Below are 20,785 nucleotides of genomic sequence, written 5' to 3'. Positions count from 1 at the left end.
GTCCGCCGCCGCTCCGCCGCCCGGCCGGTCCCGGCCGCCAGTCCGCCACCGCCCCGATGCCGCAGGCGCTGGCCGACGGGCCGGTGAGGGAGCGTCAGACCGGCCCGAACGGCCGTCCCGTACCGCCGGCACCACGCCAGGGCGGTCCCCAGCGGGACCGCCAGCACACCCTGCCGGGCCGCCCCGCCGAGGCCAGGCGCCGGCTGCTCCGGCAGCGGGTGGTGGTCTTCGTGACGGTCACCGTCGGGGTGGCGCTGGCCATCGCGGCAGCGCAGGGCTGCGAGAACCGCAGCAACCAGGGCATGCGCCCGGCCCCTGGCGTGAGCGCGCCCGGTACGTCCGGCTCACCCGTCTCGGTCTCGATCGACGGCGCCCAAGCGCCTGCCGCGCCGTTCGCGGCGGTCGCCCGGGGGGCCGCCGACGCCGGGCTCGGCCCCGCCGTCGGGGTTGCGCTGCCTGCGGTGGACTGGCCCAACCGCAGCTACGCCGACCTGTCCGGCGGCCCGGCGATCCGGCTGCGGGACGGGCGTTCGGCGGTGGAGGGCGTGCAGGTCGGCCTCTCCACCGTGCTGCCCGCCCGCTACCACGGCGCCCCGGCGGCGCTGGTGGTGCTGCGCCGGGCCGAGGGATCGGCACCGGTGGACCTGGTGCAGCTGTACGGCTTCAGCGCCGACACCCCCGTCCTGCTGGCCTCCCGCTCCTCGGTGGCCGACCCGCAGGCCACTGCGGCCTGGCGGATCGAGGGCGGCGCGCTGGTCCGGGAGGAGCGGGTCTCGCACACCGGTGCCGGTTCGACGACGCGTTACACCGTGCGTGGAGATGGGCAGTTGGAGGAGTCCTGGCCGGGCGCCGGAGTCTCCGGCGGGACGGGTGGAACGGGCGGCAGCTGAGGCCACCGCCCGCCCCAGTGGGTCCGTCAGCCGCCGTACGGGCGGGTGATGATCTCCATGCCGTGGCCCGCCGGGTCGAGGAAGTAGACCCCGCGCCCGCCGTCGTTGTGGTTGATCTCGCCCGGCTGCTTGAAGTGCGGGTCCGCGTAGTAGGTGATCCCCGCCTCCTTGATGCGCTCGAAGGCGGCGGTGAACTCCTCCTCCGAGACCAGGAACGCGTAGTGCTGCATCACGATCGACTCGGCCGGGATGGCCGCGAAGTCGAGGGTGACGCCGTTGGCGGTGTCCACCGGGACGAACGGCCCCCAGGGGGTGCCGACCTCCAACCCGAGGATGTGCGCGAGGAATTCGGCGGACTGCTGCGCGTTCAGCGCATGGATGATGGTGTGGTTGAGCTGGACTGCCATGAGTGGAATGCCTCCGAGGGCACTCACGACACCTCCATGCCTCACCCGGCCGGTGACCGGCACGCGATGTCGTCTGTGGACGATCCTAGGACGCGGCTCGCCGCAGGTCGAGCCCGGCGGTCAACTTCGCACCCTGGTAAGCGAGTTCGGGATCAGCCGCCGAACACCTCGAGCAGGCCGAGCGGCGCATCGTCCTGGAAGCAGACCACCAGGTTGGCGGCCGAGTCGGCGGCAGCGGCCTCGGCCCGCGGGAACATCGCCTGCTCGTACTCGGCGAGGGCCGCCTCGCGGTCCTCCGGACGGGCCACCAGGGCGAGGGCGAGCTCGGCACCGTCCAGCATCGCGAGGTTGGCCCCCTCCCCCGCGAACGGGGACATCACGTGGGCCGCGTCGCCGAGCAGGGTGACACCGGGGACCCGGTCCCAGCGGTGGCCGACCGGCAGGGCGTGGATGGCCCGGGGCGTCAGCGGGCCGTCCGCCTCGGTGATCAGCGCGCGCAGACTGTCGTCCCAGTCGGCGAACTCCGCCAGCAGGGCGGCCTTGGCCGCGTCGGTGTCGGCGAAGTCGACCGCGTCCGGCCAGGCCACCGGGACCTTGAGACTGGCGTAGACGTGCAGACTGCCGTCGGCCTCCCGGTGAGCCAGGAAGCCCTTGCCGCCACCCAGCGCGAACAGCATGCCGCCGCCGACCACGGCGGCCTGCGCCGGGTGCCGGGCGTCCGCGTCCGGCAGGTCGAGTTCGACCATGGTGACGCCGGTGTACGCGGGCTGGGCGTCGGAGAGCAGCGGGCGCACCTTCGACCAGGCGCCGTCCGCCCCGACCAGCAGGGCGGCGGTGAACCGGCCCCCGTCGGCCAGGGTCACCTCGTACCGGCCGTCGGCGGCCCGTACGTCGGTCACCTTGGCACCCCAACGCACGGTGCCCTCGGGCAGCGACCCGAGCAGCAGGTCACGCAGCTGCCCCCGGTCCACCTCGGGGCGGCTGCCGGTACCCTCGTCCGACTCGGCCAGGTGGACCACGGCCTGACGGTCCAGCACCCGCATCGCCTCGCCGCCGGGGTGCACGAGCGCGCGGAACTCCTCGTACAGTCCGGCGGCCCGCAGCGCGGTCTGGCCCGACTCCTCGTGGATGTCCAGCATGCCGCCCTGGCCACGGGCCGCCGGGGAGGCCTCCAGGTCGTAGACGACGGCCGGGATGCCGTGCACGTGCAGGACGCGGGCCAGGGTCAGGCCGCCGAGGCCGGCTCCGACGATCGCGACCGGGTGATGGGTCGTCATGATGCTGCTCCTTCGGGGTGCTGGGGAGTCGGGGTGTGCAGAACCCCGTTGATCTGGACCTGGATGCCCCAGGAGAGCCGCTGCCGGGGCGCACCGGAGAGCAGCTCGGGGGCGAGTGCGGCCGTCCGGGGGTGGGTCTGCGGGTCGGCGCCGTGGACGGCCCGGGTCAGCGCGTCCCAGTCCTCCCGGGTGTCGGCCGCCTCGCCCCGGGTGGCGTGCTCGGCGGCCGTGGCGGTGGCGTACTGGAGCAGCACGTCCACGCCCCAGGCCGCCTGACGGTCCGGCACCCCGCCCTGCTCCAGCAGGGCCAGCAGGGTCTCGATCAGCGCCAGGTAGTGCACGCCGCTCGGGCGGGCCACCAGCGCCGAGCGGGCCAGCGCGGGGTGGGCGAGCAGCGCCGTGGTGTAGCTGGTGAGCACGCCCTCCAGACGCTCGCGCCAGCCGCCCTCGGTCGGGGTGGCGAGGGCGCCGAGCAGCTCGTCCAGGATCGCGGCGTGCAGCTCGGCGGTGTTGGCGACGTAGACGTAGAGCGAGGCCGGGCCGGTGTCGAGCTCCTGGGCCAGGCGGCGCATGGTGACCTTCGGCAGGCCCTCGGCCCGCATGATCTCGATGGCGGCGGCCAGGATGCCGGCCCGACTGAGGGCGGGTTTGGCGGGGCGCTCCCGACGGCTGCGCGGTTCGTTGGGCGGGGTCATGCCTCCACCATAACGAACATGTTCGCTCCGAACAAGAACGTGACGAACATGTTCGTCCGAGACTGCGGAGAACACTGCGGTGTCTCCGGTCTGGTGGTCAGACCCCGGCGTTCACGGCGTAGAAGGTGACAGCGGCGGCCGCGCCGACGTTCAGCGAGTCGATCCCGTGCGCCATCGGGATCCGGACCCGGCGGTCGGCAGCGGCGAGTGCCCGGTCGGTCAGGCCGTCGCCCTCGGCGCCGAGCATCACGGCGGCCTTCGGAATCAGGTGCGGGGCGGCGGCGGGCAGGTCGTCGGCGCCAGCCGGGGTGAGCGCGAGCAGTTCGAAGCCCGCCTCGCGGACGGTCTGCAGCGCGGCGGGCCACGGGTCGAGCCGGGCGTACGGGACCGCGAAGACCGCGCCCATCGAGACCTTGACGGCCCGTCGGTACAGCGGGTCGGCGCAGTCCGGGGAGAGCAGCACGGCGTCCATCCCGAGGGCGGCGGCGCTGCGGAAGATCGCACCGAGGTTGGTGTGGTCGACCAGGCCCTCCAGGATCGCCACCCGGCGTGCGGTGACCAGGAGTTCAGGGGCGGTCGGCAGCGGCTTGCGCTCCATCGAGGCGAGCGCGCCCCGGTGCACGTGGTAGCCGGTGACGGCCTCGGCGAGGCCGGGCTCGACCACGTGGACCGGCGCCGGGGTGTCGGTGATCACGTCCGACATGACGTCCAGCCACTTCGGGGTGAGCAGCATCGACCGCATCCGGAACCCGGCCGCCACCGCCCGCCGGATCACCTTCTCCCCCTCCGCGATGAACAGCCCCTCGGCGGGCTCACGGCGCCGCCGCAGCTCCACGTCGGTCAGCCCGGTGTAGTCGGCGAGCCGGGGGTCGGCGGGGTCGGTGATGGTGCTCGGTTCTGCCACGGCATCGATCTTGGCACACGAGCACCACCAGGGGCTTCCCGTCAGCCGAGGACGTGGACCACGTCGCCGATCACGATGACGGCCGGGGGCTTGATGCCTTCGGCGGTGACCACCTCGGCGACCGTGGCGAGGGTGGCGTCCACCCGGCGCTGGGCGGCGGTGGTGCCCTCCTGGACGACGGCGACGGGGGTGTCGGCCGAGCGGCCGGCCTCGATCAGCCGGGCGGCGATCGCGCCGATCTTGTCGACCGCCATCAGCAGCACCAGGGTGCCGGTCATCCGGGCGGCGGCGTCCCAGTTGGTCAGCGAGCGCTCGTCCGGGCCGACGTGGCCGGAGATCACCGTGAACTCGTGCGTCATGCCCCGGTGGGTGACCGGGATGCCGACCGCCGCCGGGACGCTGATCGAGCTGGAGATGCCGGGCACCACGGTGACCGGGATGCCCGCCTCGACGCAGGCCAGCAGCTCCTCGCCGCCCCGGCCGAAGACGTACGGGTCGCCGCCCTTGAGGCGGACCACGAACCTGCCCGCCTTGGCGTGGTCGATCAGGGTCTGGTTGATCGCCTCCTGCGCCATGTAGCGGCCGTACGGGATCTTGGAGGCGTCGATCACCTCGACGTGCGGCGGGAGTTCGGCGAGCAGCTCGCGCGGGGCGAGCCGGTCGGCGACCACCACGTCCGCGTCGGCCAGCAGCCGACGGCCTCGGACGGTGATCAGGTCGGGGTCGCCGGGGCCGCCGCCGACCAGCGCGACGCCCGCCGCGTGGGCGCGGAACTGACGGGCCGCCAGCGAGCCGTCCCGCAGGCCCTCGACGATGGAGTTGCGCAGCGCAGCGGAGTGCCGGGGGTCGCCGGTCAGCACCGAGACGGTGGCGCCGCCGTCCCGGCCGGAGGCGGGGGTCCAGGCGGAGGCGGCGGAGGCGTCGTCGCTGCGGGCGCAGAACACCCGCAGGCGCTCGGCCTCGGCGGAGACGGCGGTGTTGACGGCCGGGTCGTCGGTGGCGACCAGCGCGTACCAGGTGTCGGCGAGGTCGCCCTCGGCGTAGCCCCGCCGGTGCCAGGTGAGCTCGCCCGCGTCGGCCATCGCCTGCACGGCGGGGGTGGTGGCGGGCGATATCAGCTGGATGTCCGCACCGGCCGCGATCAGGGCCGGCAGCCGGCGCTGGGCCACCTGGCCGCCGCCGACCACGACGACCCGGCGGCCGGTGAGCAGCAGGCCGACGGGGTAGGGGGTGCGGCCCTCGGTGCTGGGGTGGGGGTTGGGCGCGGTGCTCATCGGCGGTGCTCCTGGGGGCGGGGAGGAGAGGGTTCTACGGTGGTACGGCGGCACGACCCCGCACCGGCGCGCCCTCGGGCCGGTGCGGGGTCGTGCGGAGAGATCACTTCTCGGTGACGCCGGCGGAGTCGAAGGTGGCTACATCGTGCATCGCCCGGGCCGCACTCTGCACCAGCGGGAGGGCCAGCAGAGCGCCGGTGCCCTCGCCGAGCCGCAGGTCCAGCTCGATCAGCGGGCGCAGGCCGAGCTTGGCCAGCGCGGCCTTGTGACCGGGCTCGGCCGAGCGGTGCCCGGCGATGCAGGCGGCCAGTACCTCGGGCGCGATGGCCTTGGCGACCAGTGCGGCCGAACCGGCGATCACGCCGTCCAGGATCACCGGGGTGCGCAGCGAGGCGGCGCCGAGCAGGAAGCCCGCGATCGCGGCGTGCTCCAGACCGCCGACGGCGGCCAGTACGCCGATCGGGTCGGACGGGTCCGGCTGGTGCAGCGTCAGGGCGCGGCGGATGACCTCGATCTTGCGGGCGTGCGTCTCGTCGTCGATGCCGGTGCCACGGCCGGTCACCTCGGCCGGGTCCAGGCCCGCGAAGACCGCGATCAGGGCGGACGAGGCGGTGGTGTTGGCGATGCCCATGTCGCCGGTGATCAGCACCTTGTTTCCGGCCGCGACCAGGTCGCGGGCGGTCTCGATGCCGACCTCGATCGCCTTCAGGGCCTCGTCCCGGCTCATCGCCGGACCCTGCGTCATGTCGTCGGTGCCGGACTTGACCTTGCGCGGCAGCAGGCCGGTGGTCCGGCCCTGCTGGATCGGCTCGGGCAGCTCGGCGGCGACGCCGACGTCGACCACGCAGACCTCGGCGCCGACCTGGGCGGCGAAGGCGTTGACCACCGCTCCCCCGGCCAGGAAGTTCGCCACCATCTGGGCGGTGACCTCCTGCGGCCACGGGGTGACGCCCTGGGCGTGCACGCCGTGATCACCCGCGAAGATCGCCACGCAGCCGGGCTCCGGGATCGGCGGCGGGCACTTCCGGGACAGGCCGCTCAGCTGGGCGGCGATGATCTCCAGCATGCCGAGCGAACCGGCCGGCTTGGTCATCCGCTTCAGCCGGTCCCACGCCTCGCCGAGCGCCTTGGCGTCCAGCGGGCGGATGCCGCGCAGCGTGTCGGTGAGCAGGCTGGACGGCTCCTCGCCGGGGAGCGCGCGGTTGCCGTACTGCTCCTCGTGCACCACCCAGGACAGCGGGCGCTTCTTGGCCCAGCCCTGCTGCTGGAGCTCGGGCTCCTCGGGGAACGAGTCCACGTACCCGACGCAGAGGTAGGCGACCACGTCGAGGTGGTCGGGCAGGCCCAGCTCGCGGACCATCTCCTCCTCGTCGAAGAAGCTCACCCAGCCGACGCCCAGGCCCTCGGCACGAGCGGCCAGCCAGAGGTTCTCCACCGCCAGGGCGGCCGAGTACGGCGCCATCTGCGGCTGGGTGTGGCGGCCCAGGGTGTGCCGGCCGCCCCGGGTGCGGTCGGCGGTGACCACGATGTTCACCGGAGTGTCGAGGATGGCCTCGATCTTGATTTCCTTGAACTGCTTGGCCCGGGCCTTCGGCAGCGAGTCGGCGTACGCCTCGCGCTGACGCTCCGCCAGTTCGTGCATCTTGCGGCGGGTCTTGGCCGAGCGGATCACCACGAAGTCCCACGGCTGCGAGTAGCCGACGCTGGGCGCGGTGTGGGCAGCCTCCAGGACCCGGATCAGCACCTCGTGCGGGATCGGGTCGGGGCGGAAGCCGTTGCGGATGTCGCGGCGCTCGCGGATCACCTGGTGGACGGCGTCGCGGCCGGCCTCGTCGTAGCCGGGGGCCGCGGGCGGGCGCTCCGTCTCGAGTTCGGGCACTGACACGGGCTCGACCTCTGACACGGGTTCGGGCTGAGCGACGACTGCGACAAGCTCCGGCTCGGGCTCCACCACGGGGACGGGCTCGGGCTCGAGCTCGACGGGGGCGGGCTCGACCACGGCTTCGGGCTGAACGGCCGTCAGCTCGGGCTCGGCCGGCTCCTGGAGCTGGGTCGGGAAGGACGCGGGCGTCAGTTCGCCGCTGACCGTCTCGGCCGACGGGGCGAGATCGGGCCGGGGCTCGGCCTCGACGGTCGGCAGACCGTGCGGGGCCGGGGCGGCCAGGAACGCGGAGATCCGGCCGGGCTGGCGCACGGGCGCGGCGGCCTGGGCCGGGATCGGCACGGACTCGACCGGGACCTCGACGGCGACCGGCTCGGCGACCACGGGCTCGACGGCCGGAGCCTCGACCACTACGGGTTCGACGACGATCGGCTCGGCGACGGGGGCCTCGGCTGGGACCGGCACCTCGACAGCGACCGGCTCGACAGCGGGCTGCTCGAAGACCACCGGCTCGGCCACCACCGGCTCCGCGACCGGGACCTCGACGGCGACCGGCTCGGCCAGCACGGGCTCGACCGCGATCGGCTCCGCGACCAGGGCCTCGACGGCCACCGGCTCGGCGATCGGCTCGACCGGGACCGGCGCCTCGACAGCGACCGGCTCGACGACGGGCTGCTCGAAGACCACCGGCTCGGCCACCACCGGCTCCGCGACCGGAGCCTCGACGGCCACCGGCTCGGGCTCGGGCTCGGCCACCACGACGGCCTCGACCGGCGCCGCCGGTACCTCGACGGCCGGGACCTCGACAACCACGACCGGCTCGGGCTGGACCGGAGCCACCGCCGGAGCCGGAGCAGCCACGGGAACGGGCGCGGGCATCGGCTGGACCGCCACCGGGGCGGACACGATCGGCACGCCGTACGCCGGGGTGCTCCCCGAGGGGCCCCGGTCGGCGAGCGAGCGGACCGGCACGTGGCCGGTCATCAGCGAGGGGTCCGGGATCGGCGGCCCGGCGTGCAGCGGGCGGCGCGGCGGCTGAGGGGCCGTCACCTGCTCGCGCGCCTGGGCGGGCTGAGCAACGGGTTCTGCAGCCACCGCGGGCACGCCCAGGACGGGCGGAGCGAGCGGCGGCCAGGAGGGCTCGACCGGCTGGCCGACCGGGGCCGGCGGGGCGGCGAACGGATCCTCGACCGTACGGAGCGTCATGGTGTCGCCCAGCGGGGAGGCGGCGGCGTGCTCGTTCACCACGACCGTCTCGACCGCGCCGTGCACGGCCGCGTCGCCCCAGGACACCTGCGGGCCCGGCATCAGCAGCACGTCCTCGTCCTCGTCCAGCCCGTCCGGCTGGTCCAGGAAGGTGTAGGCGGGGTGGGGTTCGGCACCCGGCGTCGGGACGCCCTCCGGGCGGCCGAGCGGATCGGCGCCGCCGAGCAGGTGCTCGGGCAGGCCCTCGCTGAGGACGTGGCCGCCATCGGTCATCTCAAAGCTCCTTCCGGGCGCTGCCGCACCCTTGGCGCGGTGATCGCCGACCGCCGCGCCCAATTCTCCGCTCGGGGCGGGCCGTGCTCCCGCCCATTCATCCGTCCGTCCTCCGGCCCGGCGTCCGCCGTGCCGCGCTCCGGACCGGTGAGCAGCCCGTGGGAGGGGTGGCACACCATCAGAAACAACGACAGCCCGGGACAACCGGCACGACCGCACCGGGCCCGATGGCATTCTTCCGGGCCGACCCGCTTCACGTCGAATGTCCGAGACCGCTCCGGCCTGTGGGTTCCGCCACGTCAGAAAGGTGGCAGACAGGACGAACTGGACACGAACCGTCGATCGCATGCGCGCTCGAACGCCTCACCCTACCGGCCATCCCCGATCGACTCCCGAACCGGTGTCCGATTCGCGTCGATTTCCGAAGGGCCGTCAGGAGCCCTGCTCGCCCCAGAGCACCAGGCTCTGCTCCCCCGGACCGAGCCCCAGTCCGGCCGCACTGCCGTGCCCGGGGCCGAGCGGCGCGGACTGCAGCAGTGCGCCGTCCACCCGGTACCCCGCGCCCGCGATGGCCGCCCGGATCTCCTCGGCGTCGCCGAGCGAGTGCGCCACCGCGACCAGCCGCTCCGGTCTGCGGTCCAGCACCGCCCGGACGACTTCGGCGCCTCCGGACTCGACCACCACCGCGTCCGGTTCCGGCAGCCCGCCGAGCACCTCGGGGCCGACCCCGTGCACCACCTCGACCTCGACGCCGTACCGGCGGGCGTTCACGGTGATCTGCGCGCAGGCCGAACGGGACGCCTCGATCGCGACCACCGCCGCACCGAAACGTCCGATTTCCACCGCCAGCGCGCCGCTGCCCGCGCCGACCGCCCAGAGCAGCTCGCCGGGCACCGGACCGAGCCGGGCCAGCGCCAGCGCGCGGACGTGCGGGGGCAGCGCGGAGCCGATGCCGCCCGCCGTACCCGTGCTCCGCTCCGCACCCGCGTACGCCTCGGCGTCCAGCGCCCAGCCCCGGTCGGGGCCGGGGAAGCCGAGCGGACGGCCGGCCAGCCAGCCGGAGGTCTCGGCGGGCGCGTGGTTCGGGCCCGCGCCGCCGATCACCAGGACCACCGCCGGGTCCCGCCAGTCGTGCTCGGGCACCCGCTCCGAGGTGAGCACGGTGATGTCCTCGTCGGGGGTTCCGAGCGCCTCGCAGACCACGAAGGTGCGGTGCACCCCACGGAGCATCAGCGCGAGTTCGCTCGGCCCGGCATCGGCCGTGGTGAGCACCGCGACCTTCGGGTACGCCCGGCAGACGTTGGCCGCCCGGCGCAGCCGTCCACCGTGGACACTGACCACCTGGGCGTCCTCCCACGGCATGCCGGCCCGGGCGAAGGCGGCGGCCACCGAGGAGACGCCGGGCAGCACTTCGAGTTCGAGGCCGTACTCGGGGCGGCGCAGCTCGCGGACCACGCCGAAGTACCCCGGATCGCCCTCGGCCACCACCACGGCGGCGCCCCGGTGCTCGATGATCCGGCGGGCGGCCTGCTGCACGCTCCCGAGGACCAGCCGTTCGGCGTCGGCCGGGACCGGCAGCGCGGCCAGTTGGAAGGGCGCCCCCGCGACCAGGGTCGCGCCCGCGAGCGCCGAGGCAGCCGCCTCGGTCAGTGGTGTGCCGTCCCACCCGATGACCGTGATCCGGTCCGCCATCTACCGATGCTCCCTCAGTCCCCTGACGACCGGTCGGCCCCCGACGCCCGAGGCTACCCGCTCGCACTGCCGTACGGCCGCAGGGCGCAGGGTCGCACCGGTCAAAGGGCTCGGGAACTCATCGCCCTGCGGCGTAGTGCGGCTCCCTGGCACCAACCGGTTCCAGGTCCTCCGGGAGCAGGCTCCACAGGATCAGGTCGCTGCGGCTCTCCTCTCCGTCCCGCACTATCCAGGCACTCCGCAGCACCCCCTCGCTGATGCAGCCGAGCTTCTGCGCGACCTGCTGCCCGGCGGTGTTGCCGGCGGCGGTGCGCAGTTCGAGCCGGAGGAAGTCACGGTCCTCGAACAGCCACTGCGCGACCCCGTTCACCGCCTCGGGTGCGTAGCCCTCGCCCCGGGCCCAGGCGGCGGTCACGTAGGTGGCCTCGGTGGAGCGCAACCGCCAGTCGGTGCAGCGCAGTTCGACCACGCCGACGACCCGCTGGGTCAGATGCTCGGTGACGGCGAAAACGATTCCTCGCCCGTCCGCCCGCCGAGCGGGGGCCAACTCCCGGATCCACTCCAGGGCGTGGCCGTCGGTGAAGGGCTGCGGGATGGCGGTCCAGGCGTGCACCTGCTCGTCGGCCATCATGGCCACCAGGCTGGGCGCGTCCGTCTCCGCGAGGGGGCGCAGCAGCAGCCGCTCGGTGCTGATCGCGGTCTCGGGGAAGCTCGCTGCCATCCGTCTCTCTCCTCGCCGGGTCGTGGACTCACGGTACGCCCCGCCCTGTCCGGGCCGTGACACGGTACCCGCAAACAGCACGACGGCACCCTCGCCCACCGGGCGGGGGTGCCGTCACGGACCGTCAGAAGGCCGGGATCACCGAACCCTTGAAGGTGGTGTTGATGTAGTCCTTCACCTGGGCGGAATGCAGCAGCTCGGCGAGCTTCTTGACCCGCGGGTCGCTCTCCTTGCCCTTCTTGACGGCCAGGATGTTGGCGTACGGGTTGCCCTCGGCCTTCTCCAGCAGGATGGCGTCGGTGGCGGGGTTGAGGCCCGAGTCGAGGGCGTAGTTGCCGTTGATGACGGCGGCGTCCAGGTCCGGCAGCGAGCGCGGGAGCTGGGCGGCGTCCAGCTCCTTCCACTTGAGGTTCTTCGGGTTGGCGGTCACGTCGGCCGGGGTGGCGGTGGTGCCGACGCCGTCCTTCAGCGTGATGACGTTGTTGTCGGCCAGCAGCTTGAGTGCCCGGCCCTCGTTGGTGGCGTCGTTGGGCAGGCCGACGGTGGCGCCGTTGGCGAGCTCGCCGACCGACTTCACCTTCTTGGAGTACAGGCCGAGCGGCTCAAGGTGCACGGTCTCGACCGAGACGATCTCGGTGCCGTGCTTCTTGTTGAACTCCTCGAGGTACGGCACGTGCTGGAAGTAGTTGGCGTCGGCCGAACCGTCCTGGACGGCGGTGTTCGGGGTCACGTAGTCGGTGACCACCTTGACGTCGAGCTTGAGCCCGGCCGCGTCGGCCAGGTTCTTCTTGACGTAGTCCAGGATCTGCGCGTGCGGTGTCGGGCTCGCGATCACCTTGAGCGCCGCGTCGGAGCTCGAGCCCGAGGAGCTGTCGCTGCCGCAGGCGGTGAGCGACAGGGCGAGCCCGGCGGTGGCGATGACGCTGGTGAACTTCAGGACGTTACGCACGAAAAGTGCCTTTCTCCATGGAACGGTGAAAACAGTGGAACGGGGTCAGTGCGGAAGGACGAGTTCCTCGTCCTTCTCGGAGCGGGTGTCGCGCGAGCGCAGCAGACGGGTGGTCCCGCCGGACTGGCCCCGGTTGGTGAGCCGACCCACGATCAGGTCGCCGATCAGCTGGATGGCCATCACGATGATCACCAGTTCGGCAGCGATCACCCACATGAAGGTGGTCTCGAAGCGCTGGTAGCCGTAGTTGACGGCGAGGGTGCCCAGTCCGCCGCCGCCGACCGTGCCGGCCATCGCGGAGAAGGCGATCAGCGCGATGACCGTGGTGGTGACCGAGGAGACCAGCGCGGGCAGCGACTCGGGGATCAGCACTTTGCGGACCGTGGTCCAGGTACCGCCGCCCATCGCGTGCGCGGCCTCCAGCAGCCCGCCGTCCACCTCGCGGACGGAGGTCTCCACCAGTCGGGCGAAGAACGGGATGGCCCCGATGGTCAGCGGCACGGTGGCTGCCTCCCAGCCGATGGTGGTACCCACCAGGTCCCTGGTGAAGCCCTGCAGAGCGACCATCAGGATGATGAACGGCAGCGAGCGGCCGATGTTCACCACGGTGCCGATGACCCGGTTGACCGGGAGGTTCTGCAGCGCTCCGCCCCGGTCGGTGAGCACCAGCAGCAGGCCGATCGGGAGGCCGATCAGGACGGTGAGAACCGAGGCGACGCCGACCATCTGGAAGGTCTCCACGGTGGCGGGCTTCATGAGTTCGAGCATCTCGTCCAAGGTCATGCCGCTGCCCCGCCCTTCTCCTCGAGCACGTCGACCTGCAGGCCCTGCTCGCGCAGGAAGCCGATCGGCACCACGTTGTCCCGGTGTCCGCCGGGCAGTTCGACCCGCATCCGGCCGACCATCCGGCCGGCGATGGTCTCCACCGCGGCGCCGAGGATGTTGATGTCGATCTGGTAGGTGCGGGCCAGCTGGGAGACGAACGGCCGGGCCGAGGTGTCGCCCTGGAAGGTGATCTCCAAGACCGTGTTGCCGCGGTGGCCGTGGCCGAACTCGCCGAGCGGGAAGAGTTCGCGGGCCAGCTGGGAGTTCTCGGTGGCGAGCAGGTCGGTCAGCTTCCCCTCCTCGACCACCCGGCCTCCGCGCATCAGGGCGGCGGAGTCGCAGACGGACTTGATGACGTCCATCTCATGGGTGATCAGCAGCACGGTCAGGCCGAGCTGTTGGTTGAGGTCGCGCAGCAGGGCGAGGATCGAACGGGTGGTCTCCGGGTCCAGCGCCGAGGTGGCCTCGTCGGAGAGCAGCACCTTGGGGTCGCCGGCCAGCGCCCGGGCGATGCCGACCCGCTGCTTCTGGCCGCCGGAGAGCTGGCCGGGGTAGTTGCGGGCCTTGTCGGCCAGGCCGACCAGCTCGAGCAGTTCTCCGGCCTTGCGGCGACGCTGTCCCCGGTCCAGTCCGATGATCTCCAGCGGGAGTTCGACGTTCTGCTGCACGGTGCGCGAGGAGAGCAGGTTGAAGTGCTGGAAGACCATGCCGATCCGGCGGCGGGCGGCCCGCAGTTCGGCGCCCGCGCGCTGTTCGGTCCCGGGCAGCGCGGTGAGCTCGACGCCGTCCACGGTGACCGTGCCGGAGCTGGGGCGCTCCAGCATGTTGACGCAGCGGATCAGGGTGGACTTGCCGGCGCCGCTGGTGCCGACGACTCCGTAGACCTCACCCTCGCGCACGTGCAGGTCCACCCCGGCCAGGGCGGTGACCTCGCGGCCTCGGGTTCGGTAGACCTTGGTCAGGTCCTTGGTGGTGATCACGGCTGCTTCCGTTGGTCGGGGGCGGACGACGGCATGCGGAGGCACACCTCTGAGGGAGGATCAGGTCCGGCCATGCTTCGATCGTTGCCGCTGAGCGGCGGGGGCGCGCGTGGGCATGACCCTTACGAGTCACGGCACGGGGTGCGCGGGAAGAGGGGCGGAAGCCCTCAGAAGCGACACATTCGACAACAACACATGCAGCGCTCTCCGGCCGGCGTGGCGCCGGTGGGGGTGCAGGTCGTCGTCGTGGTCATGGGTCAAAGTAAATCAGACATATGGACACGGTCTCAATTATCAGGAACACCGGTCCGAAATGCGGACACGACACAGGTATGACAACGCAAAGAGCACCCGACCGGTCATCAGGTCGGGTGCTCTTCCGGGGAGTCTCAGGCCGCGGCCGCGACCACCACCCGCTTCGCCAGGGTGACGATGCTCAGGCTCCGGCTGACCTCGCGGACCTCGGTCTGCCGGTAGCCGTGCCGGGCGTACAGCCGCAGGTTGCCCAGGCTGCGGTGGCCGGTGAACAGCTCGAAGGAGCTGACCGGACCCTCGGCGCTGAGCTGCCGCTCCACCGCGTCCAGCAGGCGGCCGCCGAGGCCGTGCCGCTGCATGCGCGGGTGCACCACCAGGCGGTGGACGTGCGCGGTGCCGTCCTGGTCCACCGAGCCGCGGACGGTGCCGACGATCTCCTCGCCGAGCCGGGCGACCAGCACGTGGCGTTCGGCCAGTTCGGTACGCAGGTTCTCCAGGGTCTGGGTCAGGGGCTCGATCGCCCAGTCGCCGTACAGTTCGGCTTCGGACTGGTAGCCGAGGTACTGGAGCTTCAGGATCTGCTCCGCGTCCTCTTCGTTCGCCACCGAGATGCTCACGCTCATGCCCATGTGCTGGGGCCTCCCCATCGTTAGTTCCCGGTGCGCGGGGTGAGGGTGGCACACCGGTTGCCCTGCGAAGGATTCCCGGCCGGGGATCTGCCCTGACCGGGGGTGGCGCAGTCGTGCCCCGACTGTCCTCGGGGTCGGATCTGCGCGCCTGCCCAGTATCCGGCCGCTTGAGAGACCGTCAAGGGCACGTTAGCCACCGCTCTACCCACCGTCCGGCCTCCGGCAACCTTCCGGCCGCCCGACGTGGCGAGCGTCACTCCGGCCGTTCGTTGTGCAGGAGGGCGCGCAGGCAGGCGAGGCAGCGCGAGCGGGTGGGTCCGATACTGCCGCGCGGCAGGCCGAGCCGCTCGGCGAGTTGGCGGTACGTCAGCTCGGGGGCCTCGGCGATGGCGGTCATCAGTTCGGGGCAGCGGCCGGGCAGGCGGGCCAGCGCGCGGCGCACCGCGCGCTCCCGGGCGGCGGTCAGCACCTGCTCCTCGGCGGACGGGACCACCCACTCCGTTCGGGTGAGGACGGGGCGCAGTTCGGCGTAACGGATCACACCTCAGGAAACGACGAGGGGGCGCCCGTGGACGCCCCCTCGTTCAGGTGGCGCTCAGCCCTGGACCCACTCCTGCTGGACCGCCAGGTCGGCCTTGAGCTCGGCCAGCTGGGCGGCGACGGCGGACGGTGCGGTGCCGCCCCGGCCGTTCCGGGAGGCGATCGAGCCGTGCACGGTGAGCACCGAGCGGACCTCGGGGGTCAGGTGCGCGGAGATCTCGGCGAACTGCTGGTCGGTCAGGTCGGAGAGCTCGATGCCCTGGCCCTCGCAGAACTTGACGCAGGCGCCCGCCACCTCGTGCGCGACCCGGAACGGGACGTTCTGCCGGACCAGCCACTCGGCGATGTCGGTGGCCAGCGAGAAGCCGGCCGGGGCCAGCTCCTCCAGCCGCTCCCGATGGACCGTCAGGGTGGCCATCATGCCGGTGAAGGCGGGCAGCAGGACCTCGAGCGTGTCGCAGGAGTCGAAGACCGGCTCCTTGTCCTCCTGGAGGTCCCGGTTGTAGGCCAGCGGGAGCGCCTTGAGGGTGGCCAGCAGACCGGTCAGGTTGCCGATCAGGCGGCCGGACTTGCCCCGGGCCAGCTCGGCGATGTCCGGGTTCTTCTTCTGCGGCATGATCGAGGACCCGGTGGAGAAGGCGTCGTGCAGCGTGATGAAGCCGAACTCCTTGGTGTTCCAGATGATCACCTCCTCGGCGATCCGGGAGAGGTTGATCCCGATCATCGAGGTGACGAAGGCGAACTCGGCGACGAAGTCCCGCGAGGCGGTGCCGTCGATCGAGTTGCCCACCGAGCCGCGCTCGAAGCCCAGCTCGGCGGCGACCGCCTCCGGGTCAAGCCCGAGCGAGGAACCGGCCAGCGCGCCGGAGCCGTACGGGGAGACGGCGGTCCGGGTGTCCCACTGCCGCAGCCGCTCGGCGTCCCGGCCGAGGGCTTGGACGTGCGCCAGGACGTGGTGGGCGAACAGCACTGGCTGGGCGTGCTGGAGGTGGGTGCGGCCCGGCATCGCGGTGTCGGGGTGCGCCTCGGCCAGGCCGACCAGCGCGTGCTGGAGGTCGAGCAGCAGGCCGCCGATGATCTTCGCGTGGTCCCGCAGGTACATCCGGAACAGGGTGGCGATCTGGTCGTTCCTGGACCGGCCGGCCCGCAGCTTGCCGCCCAGGTCGGGACCGAGCCGCTCCAGCAGGCCGCGCTCCAGCGCGGTGTGCACGTCCTCGTCGGCGACCGTGCCGGTGAAGGCACCTGACGCCACGTCGGCCAGCAGCGCGTCCAGGCCGCCGAGCATGCCGGTCAGCTCGTCCTCGCTGAGCAGCCCGGCCGCCACGGGCAGCCGGGGCGGGTGATGCGGGATCAGGCCAGGTCGCGGCGGGCCGCGATCTTCGAGCTCAGGCCGAAGATCTCGATGAAGCCCTTGGACATCGACTGGTCGAAGGTGTCGCCGGTGTCGTAGGTGGCGAGGTTGAAGTCGTACAGCGACTGGTCCGACTTCCGGCCGTTCACGACGGCGCGGCCGCCGTGCAGGACCATCCGGATCTCGCCGGAGACGACCTGGTTGGCCTCGTTGATGAAGCCGTCCAGCGCGCGCTTGAGCGGGGAGAACCACAGGCCGTCGTAGACCAGCTCGGCCCAGCGCTGCTCGACCTGCCGCTTGTAGCGGGCCAGCTCGCGCTCGACGGTGACGTTCTCCAGCGCCTGGTGCGCGGTGATCAGCGCGATCGCGCCGGGGGCCTCGTAGATCTCCCGGGACTTGATGCCGACCAGGCGGTCCTCGACCATGTCCAGCCGGCCGATGCCGTGGGCACCGGCGCGCTTGTTGAGCTCCTCGATCGCCTGCAGCACCGAGACCTTGCGGCCGTCGATGGCCACCGGGACACCGGCCTCGAAGGTGATGACGACCTCGTCCGCCTCACGCGGGGTGGCCGGGTTCTGGGTGTACTCGTAGACGTCCTCGATCGGGGCGTTCCAGATGTCCTCCAGGAAGCCGGTCTCGACCGCGCGACCGAAGACGTTCTGGTCGATCGAGTACGGGTTCTTCTTGGTGGTGACGATCGGGAGGTTCTTCGCCTCGGCGAAGGCGATCGCCTTGTCCCGGGTCATCGCGTAGTCGCGGACCGGGGCGATGCACTTCAGCTCGGGGGCCAGCGACTGGATGCCGACCTCGAACCGGACCTGGTCGTTGCCCTTGCCGGTGCAGCCGTGGGCGACCGTGGTGGCGCCGTGCTTCTTGGCGGCGGCGACCAGGTGCTTGACGATGGCCGGCCGGGACAGCGCCGAGACCAGCGGGTACTGGCCCTGGTAGAGGGCGTTGGCCTTGAGGGCCGGCAGGCAGTACTCGTTCGCGAACTCGTCACGGGCGTCGGCGACCTCGGCCGCGACGGCGCCGCAGTCCAGCGCGCGCTGGCGGATCGCGTCCAGGTCCTCGCCGCCCTGGCCGACGTCGACGGCGACGGCGATGACCTCGGCGCCCGTCTCCTCGGCGATCCAGCCGATGCAGACGGACGTGTCCAGACCGCCCGAGTAGGCGAGTACGACGCGCTCGGTCACGGCTTTCTCCTTCACAACAGTGCGAACAGGGTTACGACGACAGGCATAAGTATGCACTACGCCGTATGAAACTCAAAACAGGGGGTCACCTGCGGCGGACCTCGGGAGGGCCGGGTTCGCCTGTGGCGGGCTTTCGGAGGGGCGCTTACTGCGCCTTGGCCTGGGCCAGTTGCATCAGGTGGTCGGCCAGTGCCTGGCCGCCGAACGGGTCGCGGCTGATCAGCAGGACCGTGTCGTCACCGGCGATGGTGCCGATGATCTCGAAGACCTCGGCCTGGTCGATCGCCGAGGCCAGGAACTGGGCGGCGCCCGGCGGGGTCCGGAGCACCACCAGGTTGCCGGAGGCGGTGGCGGACACCATCAGTTCGCCCGCCAGCCGGGCCATCCGGCCCTCGGTGGCGGACTCCCCCATCGGGGCGCGCGGGGTGCGGTCCCCGCCCTCGGCCGGGACGGCGTAGATGAGCGCGCCGTCCCGGTTCCGGATCTTCACCGCACCCAACTCGTCCAGATCCCGGGAGAGGGTGGCCTGGGTGACCACCAGTCCGTCATCGGCGAGCAGCTTGGCGAGCTGGCTCTGCGAGCGGACGGGCTGACGGGTCAACAGGTCCACGATCCGCCGGTGCCGTGCGGTGCGGGTCTGCGGGACCTGCGACGTCGGCCCGGCGGCGGGCTGGTCGGGGTTGGGTGCGGTCATGTCGAGGATTCTCCCGGAGTTCGCTCAGGCGTTCGCGTCGGGGGCGACGCTGTTCAGGATCTCCGGCAGTGCGGCCAGGAAGCGGTCCGCCTCCTGTTCGGTGAGGACGAGCGGGGGAGCCAGCCGGACGGCGTCCGGCACGGCGGCGTTGACCAGGAACCCGGCCTGCTGGGCGGCCGCCTGCACCTTCCCGGCGACCGGCGCGGTGAGCACGATGCCCAGCAGCAGGCCGGCACCCCGGACGTGGTCGACCAGCGGGGAGCCGATCGCCTCGATGCCGGTGCGCAGCTGCTCGCCGACCTTCTGCACGTGCGCCAGCAGCCCGTCGGCGACGATCGTGTCCAGCACCGCCAGACCCGCCGCCGCGACCACCGGGTTGCCGCCGAAGGTGGTGCCGTGGTGACCGGCGTGGAACAGCTCGGCCGCCTCGCCGAAGGCCACCGCCGCGCCGATCGGCAGCCCGCCGCCGAGACCCTTGGCCAGCGTGATGACGTCCGGCTCGACGCCCTCGTACGCCTGGTGGGCGAACCAGTGCCCGGTCCGGCCGATGCCGGTCTGCACCTCGTCCAGCACCAGCAGGGTGCCGGTGGCGTGGGTGATCGCCCGAGCCTCCGTCAGATAGCCCTCGGGCAGCGGGATCGCGCCGTTCTCGCCCTGGATCGGCTCCAGGAAGACGGCGGCGGTCTCGGTGGTGACAGCCGCCCGGAGCGCCTCGATGTCGCCGAACGGGACGTACGTGACGTCACCGGGCAGCGGTACGAACGGGGTCTGCTTGGCGGGCTGGGCGGTGAGCGACAGGGCGCCCATGGTCCGGCCGTGGAAGCTGCCCTGGAGCGAGACCAGGTGGGTCCGGCCGGTCAGCCGGCTGATCTTAAAGGCGGCCTCGTTGGCCTCGGCGCCGGAGTTGCAGAAGAACACCCGGCCGCCGTCACGCCCGAACAGCTCAAGGAGCCGCTCGGCCAGCCGCACGGTCGGCTCGGCGATGAACAGGTTGGAGACATGGCCGAGCTGCCCGATCTGCGCGGTGACCGCCTCGACGATCGCCGGGTGGGCGGTGCCGAGCGCGTTCACCGCGATCCCGCCGACCAGGTCCAGGTACTCCGTGCCGTCGGCGTCCCAGAAGGTCGAGCCGGCGCCCCGGACCAGTGGGATCCGGGGGGTGCCGTAGTTGTCCATCAGCGAGTGCTGCCACCGCTGGGTGAGCTGATCGTTCGTCATGCCAGGCCCCCCAGGACCGTTGTCTCGTCGTCCGGCACGACCATGGTGCCGATGCCCTCGTCGGTGAAGATCTCCAGCAGCAGGCTGTGCTGCACCCGGCCGTCCAGCACACGTGCTGTGCCGACGCCGGAGCGGACCGCGTTCAGGCAGCCCTCCATCTTCGGCAGCATGCCGCTGGCCAGTGTCGGCAGCAGCTCCTCCAGCTCGGTGGTGCCGAGCTGGCTGATCACGTCGTCGGAGTTCGGCCAGTCCGCGTACAGGCCCTCGACGTCGGTCAGCACCACCAGCATCTCGGCACCCAGCGCGACCGCCAGGGCGGAGGCGGCGGTGTCCGCGTTGATGTTGTAGACGTGGCCGTCGGTACCGCGCGCGATCGAGGAGATGACCGGGATCCGGCCGTCCCCGATCAGCGCCTTCACGGCGCCCGCCTCGATGTTGACGATGTCTCCGACCAGGCCGATGTCGACCTGCTCGCCGTCCACCACGGCGTACCGCTTCACGGCGGTCATGGTGTGCGCGTCCTCGCCGGTCATGCCGACCGCGAACGGGCCGTGCTCGTTCAGCAGCCCGACCAGCTCGCGCTGGACCTGGCCGGCCAGCACCATCCGGACCACGTCCATGGTCTCGGGGGTGGTGACCCGCAGGCCGTTGGTGAAGGACGACTCCAGGCCGAGCTTGCTCAGCTGGGCGCTGATCTGCGGGCCGCCGCCGTGCACCACCACCGGGTGCAGACCGGCGTAGCGAAGGAAGACCACGTCCTGGGCGAAGGCCGCTTTCAGCGACTCGTCGACCATGGCGTTGCCGCCGAACTTGATCACCACGGTCTTGCCGTGGAAGCGCTCCAGCCAGGGCAGCGCCTCGATCAGGGTCAGTGCCTTGGGCAACGCGGTGTTGTTACGGGCCTGTTCGCCCTTGGGTGCGATCTTCACG

General features: G+C 72.3%; 18 protein-coding genes and 1 pseudogene. 1 reads left to right on the top strand and 18 read right to left on the bottom strand.

Going from position 1 to position 20,785, the window contains the following annotated elements:
- Positions 1–890 (top strand): annotated as a pseudogene (locus ACXJMZ_RS22740) (hypothetical protein); the annotation flags it as partial.
- A gap of 26 nt (positions 891–916) precedes the next feature.
- Here ACXJMZ_RS22740 and ACXJMZ_RS22735 read toward each other — a convergent pair.
- The 18 genes from ACXJMZ_RS22735 to argB form a co-directional block, all read right to left on the bottom strand.
- Positions 917–1,297, bottom strand: a complete 381-nt coding sequence (locus ACXJMZ_RS22735; protein ID WP_457031895.1) for a VOC family protein — start codon at positions 1,295–1,297, stop codon at positions 917–919.
- Between the two features lie 152 nt (positions 1,298–1,449).
- Complete coding sequence (locus ACXJMZ_RS22730; protein WP_457031894.1) at positions 1,450–2,574, bottom strand: FAD-dependent oxidoreductase; 1,125 nt, start codon at positions 2,572–2,574, stop codon at positions 1,450–1,452.
- On the bottom strand, positions 2,571–3,269 hold the full coding sequence (locus ACXJMZ_RS22725; protein ID WP_457031893.1) for a TetR/AcrR family transcriptional regulator: 699 nt from the start codon (positions 3,267–3,269) through the stop codon (positions 2,571–2,573). The genes ACXJMZ_RS22730 and ACXJMZ_RS22725 overlap by 4 nt, the downstream gene beginning before the upstream one ends.
- A 97-nt stretch (positions 3,270–3,366) precedes the next feature.
- Positions 3,367–4,173 (bottom strand): TrmH family RNA methyltransferase, encoded by an 807-nt coding sequence (locus ACXJMZ_RS22720; RefSeq protein WP_457031892.1) that lies wholly within the window; start codon positions 4,171–4,173, stop codon positions 3,367–3,369.
- A 41-nt stretch (positions 4,174–4,214) separates the two neighbouring features.
- The gene (gene cobA, locus ACXJMZ_RS22715) at positions 4,215–5,447 is read right to left on the bottom strand and encodes a uroporphyrinogen-III C-methyltransferase (protein ID WP_457031891.1); all 1,233 of its coding nucleotides are present in this window, start codon (positions 5,445–5,447) and stop codon (positions 4,215–4,217) included.
- A gap of 103 nt (positions 5,448–5,550) precedes the next feature.
- Entirely contained in the window at positions 5,551–8,808 is a 3,258-nt protein-coding gene (gene cobT, locus ACXJMZ_RS22710) for a nicotinate-nucleotide--dimethylbenzimidazole phosphoribosyltransferase (RefSeq protein ID WP_457031890.1), read from the bottom strand.
- Positions 8,809–9,240: 432 nt separating this feature from the next.
- Positions 9,241–10,500, bottom strand: a complete 1,260-nt coding sequence (cbiE, locus tag ACXJMZ_RS22705; RefSeq protein ID WP_457031889.1) for a precorrin-6y C5,15-methyltransferase (decarboxylating) subunit CbiE — start codon at positions 10,498–10,500, stop codon at positions 9,241–9,243.
- A 118-nt stretch (positions 10,501–10,618) separates the two neighbouring features.
- A complete protein-coding gene (locus ACXJMZ_RS22700; protein WP_457031888.1) occupies positions 10,619–11,221 on the bottom strand; it encodes a GNAT family N-acetyltransferase in 603 nt (200 codons plus the stop codon).
- A 124-nt stretch (positions 11,222–11,345) separates the two neighbouring features.
- Positions 11,346–12,170 (bottom strand): MetQ/NlpA family ABC transporter substrate-binding protein, encoded by an 825-nt coding sequence (locus tag ACXJMZ_RS22695; protein ID WP_457031887.1) that lies wholly within the window; start codon positions 12,168–12,170, stop codon positions 11,346–11,348.
- 45 nt (positions 12,171–12,215) lie between these two features.
- The gene (locus ACXJMZ_RS22690; RefSeq protein WP_457031886.1) at positions 12,216–12,953 is read right to left on the bottom strand and encodes a methionine ABC transporter permease; all 738 of its coding nucleotides are present in this window, start codon (positions 12,951–12,953) and stop codon (positions 12,216–12,218) included.
- A complete protein-coding gene (locus tag ACXJMZ_RS22685; RefSeq protein WP_457031885.1) occupies positions 12,950–13,975 on the bottom strand; it encodes a methionine ABC transporter ATP-binding protein in 1,026 nt (341 codons plus the stop codon). Before ACXJMZ_RS22685 ends, ACXJMZ_RS22690 begins: the two co-directional genes overlap by 4 nt.
- Before the next feature lie 389 nt (positions 13,976–14,364).
- Positions 14,365–14,859 carry a GNAT family N-acetyltransferase gene (locus tag ACXJMZ_RS22680; RefSeq protein WP_057228272.1) on the bottom strand — a complete coding sequence of 165 codons (495 nt, stop codon included), beginning with the start codon at positions 14,857–14,859 and terminating at the stop codon, positions 14,365–14,367.
- Between the two features lie 253 nt (positions 14,860–15,112).
- The gene (locus ACXJMZ_RS22675; protein WP_057228274.1) at positions 15,113–15,400 is read right to left on the bottom strand and encodes a sigma-70 RNA polymerase sigma factor region 4 domain-containing protein; all 288 of its coding nucleotides are present in this window, start codon (positions 15,398–15,400) and stop codon (positions 15,113–15,115) included.
- Positions 15,401–15,454: 54 nt separating this feature from the next.
- Entirely contained in the window at positions 15,455–16,723 is a 1,269-nt protein-coding gene (argH, locus tag ACXJMZ_RS22670) for an argininosuccinate lyase (RefSeq protein ID WP_457031884.1), read from the bottom strand.
- A 26-nt stretch (positions 16,724–16,749) separates the two neighbouring features.
- Complete coding sequence (locus ACXJMZ_RS22665) at positions 16,750–17,943, bottom strand: argininosuccinate synthase (RefSeq protein WP_457031883.1); 1,194 nt, start codon at positions 17,941–17,943, stop codon at positions 16,750–16,752.
- Positions 17,944–18,088: 145 nt separating this feature from the next.
- On the bottom strand, positions 18,089–18,637 hold the full coding sequence (locus ACXJMZ_RS22660; RefSeq protein WP_057241209.1) for an arginine repressor: 549 nt from the start codon (positions 18,635–18,637) through the stop codon (positions 18,089–18,091).
- A gap of 24 nt (positions 18,638–18,661) precedes the next feature.
- A complete protein-coding gene (locus tag ACXJMZ_RS22655) occupies positions 18,662–19,855 on the bottom strand; it encodes an acetylornithine transaminase (RefSeq protein ID WP_457031882.1) in 1,194 nt (397 codons plus the stop codon).
- Complete coding sequence (gene argB, locus ACXJMZ_RS22650; protein ID WP_057228285.1) at positions 19,852–20,784, bottom strand: acetylglutamate kinase; 933 nt, start codon at positions 20,782–20,784, stop codon at positions 19,852–19,854. The genes ACXJMZ_RS22655 and argB overlap by 4 nt, the downstream gene beginning before the upstream one ends.
- Between the last annotated feature and the right edge of the window lies 1 nt (position 20,785).

It is taken from the genome of Kitasatospora sp. P5_F3 (assembly GCF_054049135.1).
The sequence above is the reverse complement of the archived record's forward strand: the minus strand, read 5'-3'. Positions and strand labels throughout refer to the sequence as shown.